Source organism: Klebsiella sp. BIGb0132 (genome assembly GCF_024810075.1).
GTDB lineage: Bacteria > Pseudomonadota > Gammaproteobacteria > Enterobacterales > Enterobacteriaceae > Klebsiella > Klebsiella terrigena.
On sequence record NZ_JANUDW010000001.1, the window covers coordinates 650502 to 665982 of the forward strand.

The following is a 15481-nucleotide window of genomic DNA, read 5'->3' on the forward strand; positions in this document are numbered from 1 at the left end:
CCGCATATTCTACCCGTTATCCTCGGTCTCGCCAAACCACTGATGATACCAACGAGGTAAAAGTTGATCTCGTAAGCTAAGGATTTGCCAACCATCCGGGGAAAAAACAACCGTAATTTGCCCCTGACGGGCCGTATCGAACCAGCGGTAACCCTGCTGTCGGTAGCGCTGGACAACCTTATCCGAAGGCATCCGCCACGCATTATAGCGGGATACCGAGGCCAGCGCCGCCTCGCCGCCGGTGCGCTGCAGCAGCGCAATGGTCGAAGAGGTATTGCTGCCATGATGTGGAACCTGGATAAGTGTAGACGCCAGATGCTGCCAGTAGCGGCTCAGCATTGCCCGTTCTGCTACCGCTTCAATATCACCGGTAAGCAAAATACTGCGCCGACCGTCATCCACGCGTACCACGCAGGAGCGATTATTGCCGGCTGCGGTCGCTCCCGGCAGCGGCCAAAGCGCGCTAAAGGTTAAGCCCCGCCACCGCCAGCGCTCTCCCCTTCTGCACGCGCGATGCCCCACCCACCCCAGAGGGCTGCGTACCCAGGCCGCTGGCCAGACCTGGCGTAGCGAATTCAGGCCGCCGCGATGGTCAAGATGCTCATGGCTCAAAATAATCCCTTCTACCCGCAGATGGTGCCAGCGTAGCCAGGGGATGATAATCAGCTGACCGCTGTCGCCCTCGGGCCAGGCCAGGCCGGTGTCATAGAGGATTGCAGCTCCCTGCCGTTCGATGACCATCGCCAGCCCCTGCCCAACGTCCAGCATCGTCACGCGCCACTCCTCCTTCGCCATCGGCCGCCAGAAAGGCCAGCTCAGCAGCACGATGCTGCTCAGGCACAGCGCCGGAAGCGAGCGCCAGGCGTGAAAGCGCCAGACAATCAGTAGCAGCCAGGGCAGCACGCTGACGCCCGTCCAGCGAGAATCCAGCGGCAGCCAGCCCTGCGGCAGCCCGCGTAGAAACCAGAACAGCGCCGCCAGCAGGCGATCTGCCGATAGCCATAGCGCCATCTCAACCAGCGCAGGCCCGCAGAGGTGCAGCAGCATCGCCGCCAGAATAAGGGGCACGATGGCAAAAGTGACCAGCGGCACGGCAACCAGGTTCGCCAGCCACGAGGTCAGGCTGATACCGTGAAAGATAACAATCTGCATCGGCAACAGCAGCAGCATCAGCCCGAACTGCAGGTGGCATAGCCCCAGCAGCTGGCGCAGCAGCCAGCCCCGCGATGTCGGGGGCAGCGGCACCAGCTGATACCAAAAAATGAGCGTCGCCACGGCAAACACCGAGAGCCACAGGCTGTCGGATAGTGCGGCCAGCGGATCGGCAAACAGAATAGCACCCACGCAGCATATCCCTATCTGCCATGACGACCAGCGCCTGCCGGATAGCCGCAGCCCGCAGCCAACGGCAAGTGCGACGCAGGTTCGCAGCGCGGGTGGCTGCATGCCGGTAAGCCAGGCATAGAACAGCGCGCAGGCCAGGCCAATCAGCAGCGGCAGCTGCCAGACAATCCAGCGGCAGGGGAGAAAGAACTGCGCGCCGCGAGTCAGTAGCCCACCCAGTATGGCACCCAACGCAATATGTAAACCGGAGATGGCCATCAGATGGGAGGTCCCGGTTTGCTGCATCAGGAGCTTGATCTCCTTCGGCACCACCAGCCGCTCCCCCATCCCTAATCCTAATATCACCGACCGCCACGGCAGCGCATCGAGGGTGCGGGTTAACGAGCGCAGATAGGCTGCGCGTCGGCTGCAGCGCAGGTCGAGGGCCTGTGCGGACGTGAAGCGCCCGGTCACGGGACGGTATTGCGCCAGGGCAAAGCGCTGGCTGTCAAAACCGCCGTCGTTAAGCTGGCCGTGTACCGGACGAATATGAACCGTCATCATCCAGCGCTGCCCCGCGCACGGCGGTTCGGGAAACGCCTGGCCGTAGAGCGCGATCCCCGGCGCCGGGAACAGCCGCCGCCCCTCCACCCGGAGGATATTTGCCTGATGGCGGGTCCCCTCGTCCGTCGCCGTCAGCTCAACCTCTACCCGCCGAGGGCTACCGGGTAAAGCCTGCGTCGGCCAGATGACCTGGTGAGCGCTCAGCACGCCCCAGAGGAAAAAAAGCAGCGTCAGCGCCGCAAAGCGCAGGGGCCGCCAGCGCAGTAGCAATGGCACAAGCGCCAGGCCCGTCAGCCACCACAGGGTAGCCAGCTCGGGCAGCCGCGCGAGCAGCAGCAGCGGCAAGACTCCGACGATCGCACAACCCGCAAGCTGGGGTAAACGCATGCCAACCTCCCTGTTTCAGGGAAGTATCGCGTCGGGTCAGTCGATAGTCATCCAGCAACGTCGCGGCGCGGGTGCCGGCTTCCGGGAATATCGGCGCGTTGCGCCAGAGCAGGCAGAGGTTTGCGAGGAAGGTCGAATTGCGGGCATAAAAAAAGCACCCTCAGGTGCTTTTTTTATCTTCGGAGTAGGTTAACGCCGTTCAGCGGAACTTACTCTTCGTAAATATTGGCGCGGTCGCGTAGTTCTTTCCCAGGCTTAAAGTGCGGAACGTACTTGCCTTCCAGTTCGACTTTATCGCCAGTTTTCGGGTTACGCCCGGTGCGAGGTGCTCGGTAATGCAAAGAGAAGCTGCCGAAACCGCGGATTTCAATGCGCTCACCTTGAGCAAGCGTTGAGGCCATATGTTCCAGCATTTCTTTAACAGCATCCTCAACCGCTTTCGCAGGAATGTGGGATTGCTGGCTGGCAAGTCTTTCTATCAATTCTGACTTGGTCATTTTTCCTCCGGTTTCCTTCAAGGCCAGATTAGCTAACAGCTTTAAACAAGGGCGGCCGTAGCCGCCCTTTGTGCTTGATTACAGGACGAATCCTGCAATCTGTCAAGTAAACTCGTCGTAATTCAGGTTGTTGTAACCCGAAAGACTAAGATTACTCGCCTTTAGCTGCTTTGAAAGCTTCAGCCATTGCGTTGTTAGAGAAGTTTGCATCTTCCTGTTTGTTAACAGTTGCGATTGCATCTTTCTCGTCAGCTTCGTCTTTCGCACGAACAGACAGGCTGATTGCGCGGTTTTTACGATCAACGCCGGTGAATTTAGCTTCAACGTCATCGCCAACGCTCAGAACCAGAGTCGCATCTTCAACGCGGTCACGGGATGCTTCAGAAGCACGCAGGTAACCTTCAACGCCGTCAGCCAGTTCTACGGTTGCGCCTTTAGCGTCAACTGCAGTGACTTTACCGTTTACGATTGCGCCTTTCTTGTTCAGTGCAACCCAGTTGTTGAACGGATCTTCTGCGAGCTGCTTAACGCCCAGAGAGATACGCTCACGTTCTGCGTCAACCTGCAGAACAACTGCTGCGATTTCGTCGCCTTTTTTGTATTCACGTACTGCTTCTTCGCCTGCAACGTTCCAGGAGATGTCAGACAGGTGAACCAGGCCATCGATGCCGCCGTCCAGGCCGATGAAGATACCGAAGTCAGTGATAGACTTGATTTTACCTTCAACACGGTCGCCCTTGTTGTGGGTTTCCGCGAACTGCTGCCATGGGTTGTTTTTGCACTGCTTCAGGCCCAGGGAGATACGACGACGTTCTTCGTCGATATCCAGAACCATAACTTCCACTACGTCGCCAACGTTAACAACTTTGGACGGGTGGATGTTTTTGTTGGTCCAATCCATTTCGGAAACGTGAACCAGGCCTTCAACGCCTTCTTCGATTTCAACGAAGCAGCCGTAGTCGGTCAGGTTGGTCACGCGACCGGTCAGTTTGGTACCTTCCGGATAACGCTTAGCGATAGCTACCCACGGATCTTCGCCCAGCTGTTTCAGGCCCAGAGATACACGGGTACGCTCGCGGTCGAACTTCAGCACTTTAACAGTGATTTCGTCGCCAACGTTTACGATTTCGCTCGGGTGCTTAACGCGTTTCCACGCCATATCGGTGATGTGCAGCAGGCCATCGACGCCGCCCAGATCAACGAATGCGCCGTAGTCAGTGAGGTTCTTAACGATACCTTTGACTTCCATGCCTTCCTGCAGGTTTTCCAGCAGCTGATCGCGTTCTGCGCTGTTCTCGGATTCGATAACGGCACGACGGGAAACAACAACGTTGTTACGCTTCTGGTCCAGCTTGATTACTTTGAACTCAAGCTCTTTGCCTTCCAGGTGCAGCGTGTCGCGAACCGGACGAACGTCAACCAGGGAACCCGGCAGGAACGCGCGAATACCATTCAGCTCAACAGTGAAGCCACCTTTAACTTTGCCGTTGATAACACCGACTACAGTTTCAGCTTCTTCGTAAGCTTTTTCCAGCGTGATCCAAGCTTCGTGACGTTTAGCTTTTTCACGGGACAGCAGGGTTTCACCGAAGCCGTCTTCTACTGCATCCAGAGCAACGTCAACTTCGTCACCGACCTGGATTTCCAGCTCGCCCTGGGCGTTTTTGAACTGCTCTGCCGGAATGGCAGACTCAGATTTCAGACCGGCGTCAACCAGTACGATATCTTTGTCGATAGCAACAACAACACCACGAACGATGGAACCCGGACGGGTTTCGATTGTTTTTAAGGATTCTTCAAATAGTTGAGCAAAAGATTCAGTCATGTTTAATCTTCAGGTTTCATATTTAACGTCCACCTGGCTCCGTGCCGGATGGGGTTGTTTAACATACCCGCTAACACTCCGTTGCTGCGGGGGTACTGCTATAATTCGGAGGCCGCTGCGCTTTGCCGGTAACGGTTAAGCGACTGCCAATTTCTCGCGCGCATATTGTAGCGCTTTTTCAATTACTTGCTCAATGTTTAGTTCAGTTGAATCGAGAACTAAAGCATCGGCAGCCGGGACAAGTGGCGCCACGCTGCGATTACGATCGCGGTCGTCACGCTCTTTTATCTCGGATAAAAGGCGGTCAAAGTTAACACTAAAGCCCTTTTCCTGCAACTGCAGCATGCGCCGATGCGCACGTTCTTGCGCGGACGCATCAAGGAAAATTTTCACCGGCGCATCGGGGAACACCACGGTGCCCATATCTCGTCCGTCGGCAATCAGACCCGGCAGTTCGCGAAACGCACGCTGGCGGCGCAGCAGGGCTTCACGCACCCGAGGAAAAGCCGCCGCTTTCGAAGCGGTATTGGCCACTTCCTGCGTGCGGATTGCCGCGCTGACGTCCTCACCTTCAAGGATAACTTCGAGGCTGCCATCGGTGGAAATAAAGCGCACGTCCAGGTGCGCGGCCAGCGGCACCAGGGCTTCTTCAGACTCGACGTCCACATGATGATGCAGCGCGGCCAGCGCCAGAACGCGATAGATGGCGCCGGAATCGAGCAAATGCCAGCCTAACGCTTCCGCCATCGCCTTGCACAACGTTCCCTTACCCGCACCGCCAGGCCCATCAATGGTGATTACCGGAATAGCTGCCGTCATCTTTTTCTCCTTCAGCAAGGCGCATAGAATATAAACGCCGCGCATTATACGCATCTATACGACGGAAAGTGAGCATTGGATGCAAAATACGGACGACCGGAAATGAAATGCAGAATAATTGCGCAATTATAGCGGGCTGACGGAATATCAGCCCGCAGATGACAAAGCTTTACGTTGGCGCAACCGCAGGCGCTTACGCCTGGGTGCTAATCCGCGCCAGCTGCTCGAAGTAGTCAGGGAAGGTTTTTGCCGTACACTTCGGATCGAGGATCGTCACCGGCGTGTCGGAAAGCGCCACCAGCGAGAAGCACATCGCCATGCGGTGATCGTTATAGGTGCCAATCTCAGCGAACTGCAGCGCCAGCGGAGGCGTAATGCGGATGTAATCCTCGCCCTCTTCCACCTCAGCGCCGACTTTGCGCAGTTCGGTGGCCATCGCGAACAGACGATCGGTCTCTTTTACCCGCCAGTTATAAATATTACGCAGCGTGGTGGTGCCTTTGGCAAACAGCGCCGCGGTGGCAATAGTCATGGCTGCATCCGGAATATGGTTCATATCCATATCGATGGCGTTCAGCTCGCCGCGGGTGCAGGCGATATAGTCATCGCCCCAGCTGACGATAGCACCCATTTTTTCCAGCACGTCGGCAAAGCGGATATCGCCCTGCACGCTGTTACGACCGATACCGGTGACTTTCACCGTACCGCCCTTAATGGCGCCCGCCGCGAGGAAGTAGGATGCCGAAGAGGCATCGCCCTCAACCAGGTAGTCGCCCGCAGAGCGGTACTGCTGATTGCCGCGAACGACAAAACGCTGATAGGACTGGTTTTCAACGTCCACGCCGAAGGTCTTCATCAGGTGCAGCGTAATATCAATATACGGTTTGGAAACCAGATCGCCTTTAATGGTGATAACGGTATCCTGCGGCGCCAGCGGCGCAGCCATCAGCAGAGCGGTAAGGAACTGGCTGGAAACGCTACCGTCAACCTCAACGCTGCCGCCGGCAAAGCCGCCGCGCAGGCGCAGAGGCGGATAGTTTTCCTGCTCCAGATACTCAATTTGGGCGCCCCCCTGACGTAGCGCATCAACCAGATGACCAATCGGACGCTCTTTCATCCGCGGTTCACCGGTCAGCACGATATCGTTGCTGCCCAGGCACAGGGCTGCCGCCAGCGGGCGCATGGCGGTCCCGGCGTTGCCAAGGAACAGCTCCAGCGCGCTATTCGCCCGCAGCGGACCACCGTTGCCGGTCACTTCGCAGCGGGTACGATCGGAGGACAGGGTGTAATGAATTCCCAGGGCGCTCAGGGCATTCAGCATGTGGCGAACATCGTCGCTGTCCAGCAGGTTGGTCAGCACCGTGGTGCCACGGGCTAATGCCGCCAGCAGCAAAGCGCGGTTAGAGACACTTTTAGACCCAGGCAGGTTTACGGTGCCATCCACGCGCGCGATGGGGTGTAACGTCAGGGATTCCATCAAACTCAACTCTCAAAAAAACGGAATAAAAACCCCGCAGGCCGGCTGCGGGGATGAAAAGCACAACATTGATTAGCCGTGACGACGTTCAAAGTCCTGCATAAAGTCGGTCAGCGCCTGCACGCCCGCCAGCGGCATTGCGTTATAGATAGATGCGCGCATGCCGCCCACGACGCGGTGCCCTTTCAGTGAATGCAGGCCAGCGGCGAAGGACTCTTCGAGGAACAGCTTGTCCAGCGCGCTGTCGGCCAGCTGGAACGGAACGTTCATGCGCGAGCGGTTGGCCGCCGCGACGTCGTTACGATAGAAGCTGCTGCCGTCGATGGTGCCGTAGAGCAGATCGGCTTTTTGCTGGTTGATTTTATCCATTGCCGCCACACCGCCGTGCTCTTTCAGCCATTTGAATACCAGGCCAGAGAGGTACCAGGCAAAGGTCGGCGGCGTGTTGAACATGGAATCATTGGCATCAAGCACGGAGTAATCGAGTATTGACGGACAGGCGACGTTCGCTTTACCCAGCAGGTCTTCGCGAACGATCACCAGCGTCAGTCCTGCCGGGCCAATGTTTTTCTGCGCACCGGCGTAGATAACGCCAAAGCGGCTAACATCGATCGGCGCGGACAAAATAGTCGAGGAGAAATCGGCGGCAACAACGACGTCATCACCAAAGTTCGGCGTTTCGTCAATGGCGATGCCGTCGATGGTTTCATTCGGGCAATAGTGCAGGTAGGCCGCGCCCGGGGTCAGCTGCCATTCGCTCATCGGCCGGACGGCACGCAGGCCATCAACGGTGACTTTGGCGTCAATGGTATTTGGCGAACAGTATTTTTTCGCTTCTTTGATGGCGCTTGCTGCCCAGTAGCCAGCGTCAACGTAGTCAGCGGTGGTTTTATCGCCGAGCAGGTTCAGCGGGACGCCGGCGAACTGGCCGCGACCGCCGCCATGGCAGAATAAAACTTTGTAGTTGGAGGGGATGTTGAGCAGATCGCGAAAATCCTGCTCCGCCGCCTCGGCCACCTGGATAAACTCTTTACCACGGTGACTGATCTCCATTACCGACGTTCCCAGACCCTGCCAGTCGCAAAGCTCCTGCTGAGCCAGTTTGAGAACTTCCGCCGGCAGCATTGCCGGGCCCGAACTAAAGTTATAGACCTGAGCCATTTCCCCTCACCACGTTGCTATGTTATTTGCCCGCGAACCGTCGCGTGCATAAGTTATTCCGGTATCTGAACCATGATAATTCGAGCTGCGGACGGACGGCCAGTGGATTCTTCCGCTGGCGCCTGCTGAAGTCAGCGGCCGGCTTGCACGAGTGCGGCCAGCGCACATGCAGCCTGAAGTATGACGGGTACATCGGTTTTATCATTCAGCGACACGCATCGCAATGCTTAAAACTTATGAGCGGAAAAATATGATCGGCTTCACACAAAACAATTCACTAGCCCTCCGTAACAAAACCGACAAAAAGGCTGTCAGGTGATGCGTTTAGCTCTGCTAACCCTCGCCCATTCTGGATTTTGACAGCGCCGACATAATTGTTTTTTACCGGCCTGAATGACGATCACCTGGCTACAGCGCACGCAGGCGTATTCGCCGGTCTCAGGAATGGTCACAAAACGTTCATAGCAGCTCTCCGGCAGAATACATAGCCCCGGCTTAACCTCTTCATCAGCGTAATAGTACATGCTGATTTGGCCGTTAGTTTCCATTATCGCCAGCCGAACCTGGCCGAGCTGCTCTACGCTGTAGAGGCGAAGCTCCATAAAAAACTCGAACTCGGTCATATTGGCGCTGTGGACTTTCTCCCACGCCAGCTCCCCTTCTTCGACGATGACCACCGGCTTCCCTTCCAGCAGGTTTTCCAGCTTCTCGCTTTTTGACATCAGCCACATCACCAGCCGGTAGAGCAGCGCCAGGGTGACAAACACGACGAATACCGGGATCAGCGGCACGTCGTCATAAAAGGCAACGTCACCGGCCGCAGAGCCTAGCGTCAAAATGATCAGCACTTCAAAGAGCGACATCTGGCGGACGCCGCGCCGTCCGGTAATTTTCAGGAACAGGAAAACCAGCAGGAAGGTAAAGAGGCTGCGCAGCGCGACCTCCCCTAAAAACTCCGGCGGAACTTTATCAAACGCCATGCGGTGAAGATCGAACGCTTTCATTTTTTTAATGCCTTAACAGTAGGTTACTGCCTGTAAGCATAGCCCAGGCTTTTATTTTCGCCGGGGCCTTCACGAAGATAGCGCCTGACACACAAACCCCGTATCATTGCGCGCTTTACGTACGAAAAAAGTGACCGCTATGACTCAAACGTTTATCCCCGGCAAAGACGCCGCCCTGGAAGATTCCATCGCTCGCTTCCAGCAGAAATTGCTCGACCTCGGATTTGATATTGAAGAGGCCTCGTGGCTGAATCCGGTACCGCACGTGTGGTCAGTTCATATCCGCGATAAAGCCTGCTCGCTGTGCTTCACCAACGGCAAAGGCGCGACCAAAAAAGCGGCGCTGGCCTCTGCGCTGGGCGAGTACTTCGAACGTCTGTCGACCAACTATTTCTTCGCTGACTTCTGGTTAGGCGAAACCATCGCTAACGGGCCGTTTGTTCACTATCCAAACGAAAAATGGTTTCCGCTGACCGAAGATGATGAAGTTCCGCAGGGGCTGCTCGATCCTCGCCTGCGCGCCTTCTACGATCCTGACGATCAGCTGACCGCCGGCATGCTGGTTGACCTGCAGTCGGGTAATGACGATCGCGGCGTTTGCGGCCTGCCGTTCACCCGTCAATCCGATGGCGAAACCGTTTATATTCCGATGAATATCATTGGCAACCTGTACGTTTCTAACGGGATGTCCGCGGGCAACACCGCGAACGAAGCGCGCGTTCAGGCCCTGTCGGAAGTCTTTGAGCGCCATATCAAGAACCGCATCATTGCTGAGAGTATCAGCCTGCCGGAGATCCCTGCCGAAGTGATGGCCCGCTATCCGGGCGTGGTGGAATCGATTAATAAGCTGGAAGCGGAAGGTTTCCCAATTTTTGCTTACGACGGCTCGCTGGGCGGCAAGTATCCGGTGATCTGCGTGGTGCTGTTTAACCCGCAAAACGGAACCTGCTTCGCTTCCTTCGGCGCGCACCCTGACTTCGGCGTCGCGCTGGAGCGCACCGTCACCGAGCTGCTGCAGGGCCGTAGCCTGAAGGATCTCGACGTCTTCACGCCGCCAACCTTCGATGACGAAGAAGTGGCTGAACACGCCAACCTTGAAACCCACTTTATCGACTCCAGCGGCCTGATCTCCTGGGATATGTTCAAACAGGATGCCGACTATCCGTTCGTCGACTGGAGCTTCTCCGGTACCACGGAAGAAGAGTTCGCTACCCTGATGGCCATCTTTAAAGAAGAAGATAAAGAGGTCTACATCGCCGATTACGAGCACCTGAGCGTCTACGCCTGCCGGATTATCGTTCCGGGGATGTCGGATATCTATCCGGCAGAAGACCTGTGGCTGGCGAACAACAGCATGGGCAGCCATCTGCGCGAAACGCTCCTCTCTCTGCCGGGCAGCGAGTGGGAGAAAGAGGACTATCTGGCGCTGATTGAGCAGTTGGACGATGAAGGTAATGACGACTTCACCCGCGTTCGCGAACTGCTGGGCCTGGCAACGGGCAAAGACAACGGCTGGTATACGCTGCGTATTGGCGAACTGAAAGCGATGCTGGCGCTGGCCGGCGGCGATCTGGAGCAGGCGCTGATCTGGACGGAGTGGACGATCGAGTTCAATGCGTCAATCTTCAGCGCAGAGCGCGCCAACTACTACCGCTGCCTGCAAACGCTGCTGCTGCTGAGCCAGGAAGAAGAGCGTCAGCCGCTGCAGTACCTGAACGCCTTTGTGCGCATGTACGGCGCAGATGCGGTGGAAGCCGCCAGCGCTGCGCTAAGCGGCGAAGCGCCGTTCTACGGCCTGCAGGCGGTAGATAGCGATCTGCATGCGTTCCCGGCCCATCAGTCCTTACTGAAAGCCTACGAGAAGCTGCAGCGTGCTAAAGCGGCGTACTGGGCTAAATAGCCTTTAGCGCCGCCTGAAGTGCCCCATCACGGAGTCGTTTACGGCTCCGTTTTTTTATATTTTATTCACGGGACCAATAATTTGTAGTTGTGAAGTTAATTTACAGTGAAAATTGATCGCGCAACAGTTTGGAGATGTTAATTTTAATAAAAATACCCCATTTTAATTAACCGTGGCCTGTGCCCAAAAATGAAAAAAATCAACATAATTTATAAATATTAAACTTTATTTTCTTTTTAAAAAACAATAAATTATCATTAATTACCGCAAAAACCATACGCTAAACGGGCTTATAGTTCCGGTGGGATATGATCTACATCAATTTCCCTTCTATAATGCTTTGTTAGTATCTCACCGCCAACTTATATAAAGAGAGAGTTAGTGTGAAAGCTGACAACCCTTTTGATCTATTACTCCCCGCTGCGATGGCGAAAGTCGCCGAAGAAGCGGGTGTCTATAAAGCGACAAAGCACCCGATGAAGACCTTTTATCTGGCGATTACCGCTGGTGTCTTTATCTCCATTGCTTTTGTCTTCTACATCACCGCGACGACCGGTACTGCCGCGATGCCTTTCGGTATTGCCAAGCTTATTGGGGGGATCTGCTTTTCACTCGGCCTGATTCTGTGCGTCATCTGCGGTGCTGACCTGTTTACCTCCACCGTACTTATCGTTGTGGCGAAAGCCAGCGGCAGGATTACCTGGGGTCAACTGGCAATAAACTGGCTCAACGTCTATGTTGGTAACCTGATAGGCGCGCTGCTGTTCGTGCTGCTGATGTGGCTATCGGGTGAATATATGGCCGCTAACGGCGGTTGGGGGCTCAACGTCCTGCAAACCGCTGACCACAAAATGCATCATACATTTATTGAAGCCGTCTGCCTCGGTATCCTGGCGAACCTGATGGTCTGCCTCGCAGTGTGGATGAGCTACTCCGGCCGCAGCCTGATGGACAAAGCAATGATTATGGTTCTGCCCGTCGCCATGTTCGTTGCCAGCGGCTTTGAGCACAGTATCGCTAACATGTTTATGATCCCGATGGGTATCGTAATCCGCGACTTTGCAAGCCCGGAATTCTGGACCGCCGTTGGTTCAACTCCGGAAAGTTTCTCTCACCTGACCGTCATGAACTTCATCACTGATAACCTGATTCCGGTAACTATCGGGAACATTATTGGCGGTGGTCTGCTGGTTGGGTTGACATACTGGGTCATTTACCTGCGTGGCGACGACCATCACTAAGGGTTGTTTCAGGCAGTAAATAAAAAATCCACTTAAGAAGGTAGGTGTTACATGTCCGAGCTTAATGAAAAGTTAGCCACAGCCTGGGAAGGTTTTGCGAAAGGTGACTGGCAGAACGAAGTCAACGTCCGTGACTTTATCCAGAAAAACTATACCCCGTACGAAGGTGACGAGTCCTTCCTGGCTGGCGCAACTGACGCGACCACCAAGCTGTGGGACAACGTAATGGAAGGTGTTAAACAGGAAAACCGCACTCACGCGCCTGTTGATTTTGACACTTCCCTTGCATCCACCATCACTTCTCACGACGCAGGCTACATCGAGAAAGCGCTCGAGAAAATCGTTGGTCTGCAGACTGAAGCTCCGCTGAAACGTGCCATTATCCCGTTCGGCGGCATTAAAATGGTTGAAGGTTCTTGCAAAGCGTACGATCGCGAGCTGGACCCGATGCTGAAAAAAATCTTCACCGAGTACCGTAAAACTCACAACCAGGGCGTTTTTGATGTTTACACCAAAGACATCCTGAACTGCCGTAAATCCGGCGTGCTGACCGGTCTGCCGGATGCCTACGGCCGTGGCCGTATCATCGGTGACTACCGCCGCGTTGCGCTGTACGGCATCGACTTCCTGATGAAAGACAAATACGCTCAGTTCCTGTCTCTGCAAGGCAAACTGGAAAACGGCGAAGATCTGGAAGCAACCATCCGTCTGCGCGAAGAGATCTCCGAGCAGTACCGTGCGCTGGGCCAGATCAAAGAAATGGCGGCCAAATACGGCTGCGATATCTCTGCTCCGGCAAAAACCGCGCAGGAAGCTATCCAGTGGACCTACTTCGGTTACCTGGCTGCCGTTAAGTCTCAGAACGGCGCGGCAATGTCCTTCGGCCGTACCTCCAGCTTCCTGGATATCTTCATCGAACGCGACCTGAAAGCCGGTAAAATCACCGAGCAAGACGCTCAGGAAATGATTGACCACCTGGTCATGAAGCTGCGTATGGTTCGCTTCCTGCGTACTCCTGAGTATGATGAACTGTTCTCCGGTGACCCGATTTGGGCAACTGAATCAATCGGTGGTATGGGCGTTGATGGCCGTACTCTGGTAACCAAAAACAGCTTCCGCTTCCTGAACACCCTGTACACCATGGGGCCGTCTCCGGAGCCGAACATCACTATTCTGTGGTCTGAAAAACTGCCGCTGAGCTTCAAAAAATACGCGGCTAAAGTCTCCATCGATACCTCTTCTCTGCAGTATGAGAACGACGATCTGATGCGCCCTGACTTTAACAACGATGACTACGCTATCGCTTGCTGCGTAAGCCCGATGGTTGTTGGTAAGCAAATGCAGTTCTTCGGTGCTCGCGCTAACCTCGCGAAAACCATGCTGTACGCTATCAACGGCGGCGTTGATGAAAAACTGAAAATGCAGGTTGGTCCTAAGTCTGAACCGATCAAAGGCGACGTTCTGAACTTTGACGAAGTCATGGATCGCATGGATCACTTCATGGACTGGCTGGCTAAACAGTACGTCACCGCGCTGAACATCATCCACTACATGCACGACAAGTACAGCTACGAAGCTTCTCTGATGGCGCTGCACGATCGTGACGTTGTTCGCACCATGGCATGTGGTATCGCCGGTCTGTCCGTTGCCGCTGACTCCCTGTCCGCTATCAAATATGCGAAAGTTAAACCGATTCGTGACGAAGACGGTCTGGCTGTCGACTTCGAAATCGAAGGCGAATACCCGCAGTTTGGCAACAACGACTCTCGCGTAGATGACATGGCGGTCGATCTGGTTGAACGTTTCATGAAGAAAATTCAGAAACTGACTACCTACCGCAACGCTATCCCGACTCAGTCCGTTCTGACCATCACTTCTAACGTTGTGTATGGTAAGAAAACCGGTAACACCCCTGACGGCCGTCGCGCTGGCGCTCCGTTCGGACCAGGTGCTAACCCGATGCACGGTCGTGACCAGAAAGGTGCCGTTGCCTCTCTGACCTCCGTTGCAAAACTGCCGTTTGCGTACGCTAAAGATGGTATCTCTTACACCTTCTCTATCGTTCCTAACGCTCTGGGTAAAGACGACGAAGTTCGTAAAACTAACCTGGCCGGTCTGATGGACGGTTACTTCCACCACGAAGCTTCTATCGAAGGCGGTCAGCACCTGAACGTCAACGTTATGAACCGTGAAATGCTGCTCGACGCGATGGAAAACCCGGAAAAATATCCGCAGCTGACCATCCGCGTATCCGGCTATGCAGTACGTTTTAACTCCCTGACTAAAGAGCAGCAGCAGGACGTTATCACTCGTACCTTCACTCAGACCATGTAACGGGTTTTGACTGAAATCGCGATATAAAAAGCGTACAATAAAGGCTCCACGCAAGTGGGGCCTTTTTAGCAATACCTCCCTGCCCCCCAGTCTCTTTTGTCCGCTATCTATACTCAATGGATAACTGCCAAAACAGACTTAACACAGCCGGTTTGAGCTGTGCATCACAGGTCCCGGACGGGCCGAATCTGGAGATACCACCGCAATGTCAACTATTGGTCGCATTCACTCCTTTGAATCCTGTGGCACCGTCGATGGGCCAGGGATCCGCTTCATCACCTTCTTCCAGGGCTGCCTGATGCGCTGCCTGTACTGCCATAATCGCGATACCTGGGATACCCACGGCGGTACCGAAGTCACCGTCGAAAGCCTGATGAAAGAGGTTGTCACCTACCGTCACTTTATGAACGCATCCGGCGGCGGCGTGACCGCCTCCGGCGGTGAGGCTATCCTGCAGGCTGAATTCGTACGCGACTGGTTCCGCGCCTGCCGCAAGGAGGGCATCCACACCTGCCTCGATACCAACGGCTTCGTTCGTCGCTACGATCCGGTGATTGACGAGCTGCTCGAAGTGACCGATCTGGTGATGCTTGACCTTAAGCAGATGAATGATGAAATCCACCAAAATCTGGTCGGCGTCTCTAACCACCGTACGCTGGAGTTTTGCCGCTATCTGGCGAACAAAAATATCAACGTCTGGATCCGCTATGTAGTGGTACCCGGCTGGTCAGATGATGATGATTCCGCGCACCGCCTCGGCGAGTTTACCCGCGATATGGGCAACGTCGAAAAAATCGAGCTACTGCCGTATCACGAGCTGGGCAAGCATAAATGGGTGGCGATGGGTGAAGAGTACAAGCTTGACGGCGTGCATCCGCCGAAGAAAGAGACCATGGAGCGCGTAAAAGGCATTCTCGAGCAGTATGGTCATAAGGTGATGTACTAGCTA

Annotated in this window: 11 protein-coding genes; 4 read left to right on the forward strand and 7 right to left on the reverse strand. The window is 55.1% G+C overall.

The features are described from left to right. Positions 1-9: 9 nt before the first annotated feature. From M2416_RS03020 to M2416_RS03050, 7 genes are all read right to left on the reverse strand, one after another. Positions 10-2274, reverse strand: coding sequence for a ComEC family protein (locus M2416_RS03020; protein ID WP_259222025.1), 2265 nt, complete (start codon positions 2272-2274; stop codon positions 10-12). A gap of 209 nt (positions 2275-2483) precedes the next feature. Further along, positions 2484-2771, reverse strand: a complete 288-nt coding sequence (gene ihfB, locus M2416_RS03025) for an integration host factor subunit beta (protein ID WP_004100704.1) — start codon at positions 2769-2771, stop codon at positions 2484-2486. Positions 2772-2922: 151 nt separating this feature from the next. After that, positions 2923-4596 carry a 30S ribosomal protein S1 gene (gene rpsA / locus M2416_RS03030; RefSeq protein ID WP_004860074.1) on the reverse strand — a complete coding sequence of 558 codons (1674 nt, stop codon included), beginning with the start codon at positions 4594-4596 and terminating at the stop codon, positions 2923-2925. Between the two features lie 135 nt (positions 4597-4731). Continuing rightward, on the reverse strand, positions 4732-5415 hold the full coding sequence (gene cmk / locus M2416_RS03035) for a (d)CMP kinase (RefSeq protein WP_041144795.1): 684 nt from the start codon (positions 5413-5415) through the stop codon (positions 4732-4734). 193 nt (positions 5416-5608) lie between these two features. Continuing rightward, entirely contained in the window at positions 5609-6892 is a 1284-nt protein-coding gene (gene aroA, locus M2416_RS03040) for a 3-phosphoshikimate 1-carboxyvinyltransferase (protein WP_259222030.1), read from the reverse strand. A 72-nt stretch (positions 6893-6964) separates the two neighbouring features. Then, positions 6965-8053: a 3-phosphoserine/phosphohydroxythreonine transaminase gene (gene serC, locus M2416_RS03045; protein ID WP_041144793.1), complete on the reverse strand. Its 1089-nt coding sequence runs from the start codon at positions 8051-8053 to the stop codon at positions 6965-6967. 311 nt (positions 8054-8364) lie between these two features. After that, positions 8365-9057, reverse strand: a complete 693-nt coding sequence (locus M2416_RS03050; RefSeq protein ID WP_041144792.1) for a DUF421 domain-containing protein — start codon at positions 9055-9057, stop codon at positions 8365-8367. 139 nt (positions 9058-9196) lie between these two features. On the opposite strand from M2416_RS03050, the gene ycaO reads away from it, so the two are divergent. From ycaO to pflA, 4 genes are all read left to right on the forward strand, one after another. Further along, positions 9197-10957 (forward strand): 30S ribosomal protein S12 methylthiotransferase accessory factor YcaO, encoded by a 1761-nt coding sequence (gene ycaO / locus M2416_RS03055; RefSeq protein WP_259222032.1) that lies wholly within the window; start codon positions 9197-9199, stop codon positions 10955-10957. Positions 10958-11340: 383 nt separating this feature from the next. After that, on the forward strand, positions 11341-12198 hold the full coding sequence (gene focA / locus M2416_RS03060; RefSeq protein ID WP_041144790.1) for a formate transporter FocA: 858 nt from the start codon (positions 11341-11343) through the stop codon (positions 12196-12198). Between the two features lie 51 nt (positions 12199-12249). Next, a complete protein-coding gene (pflB, locus tag M2416_RS03065; protein ID WP_041144789.1) occupies positions 12250-14532 on the forward strand; it encodes a formate C-acetyltransferase in 2283 nt (760 codons plus the stop codon). Positions 14533-14737: 205 nt separating this feature from the next. Further along, entirely contained in the window at positions 14738-15478 is a 741-nt protein-coding gene (pflA, locus tag M2416_RS03070) for a pyruvate formate lyase 1-activating protein (protein ID WP_045854648.1), read from the forward strand. Positions 15479-15481 lie beyond the last annotated feature (3 nt).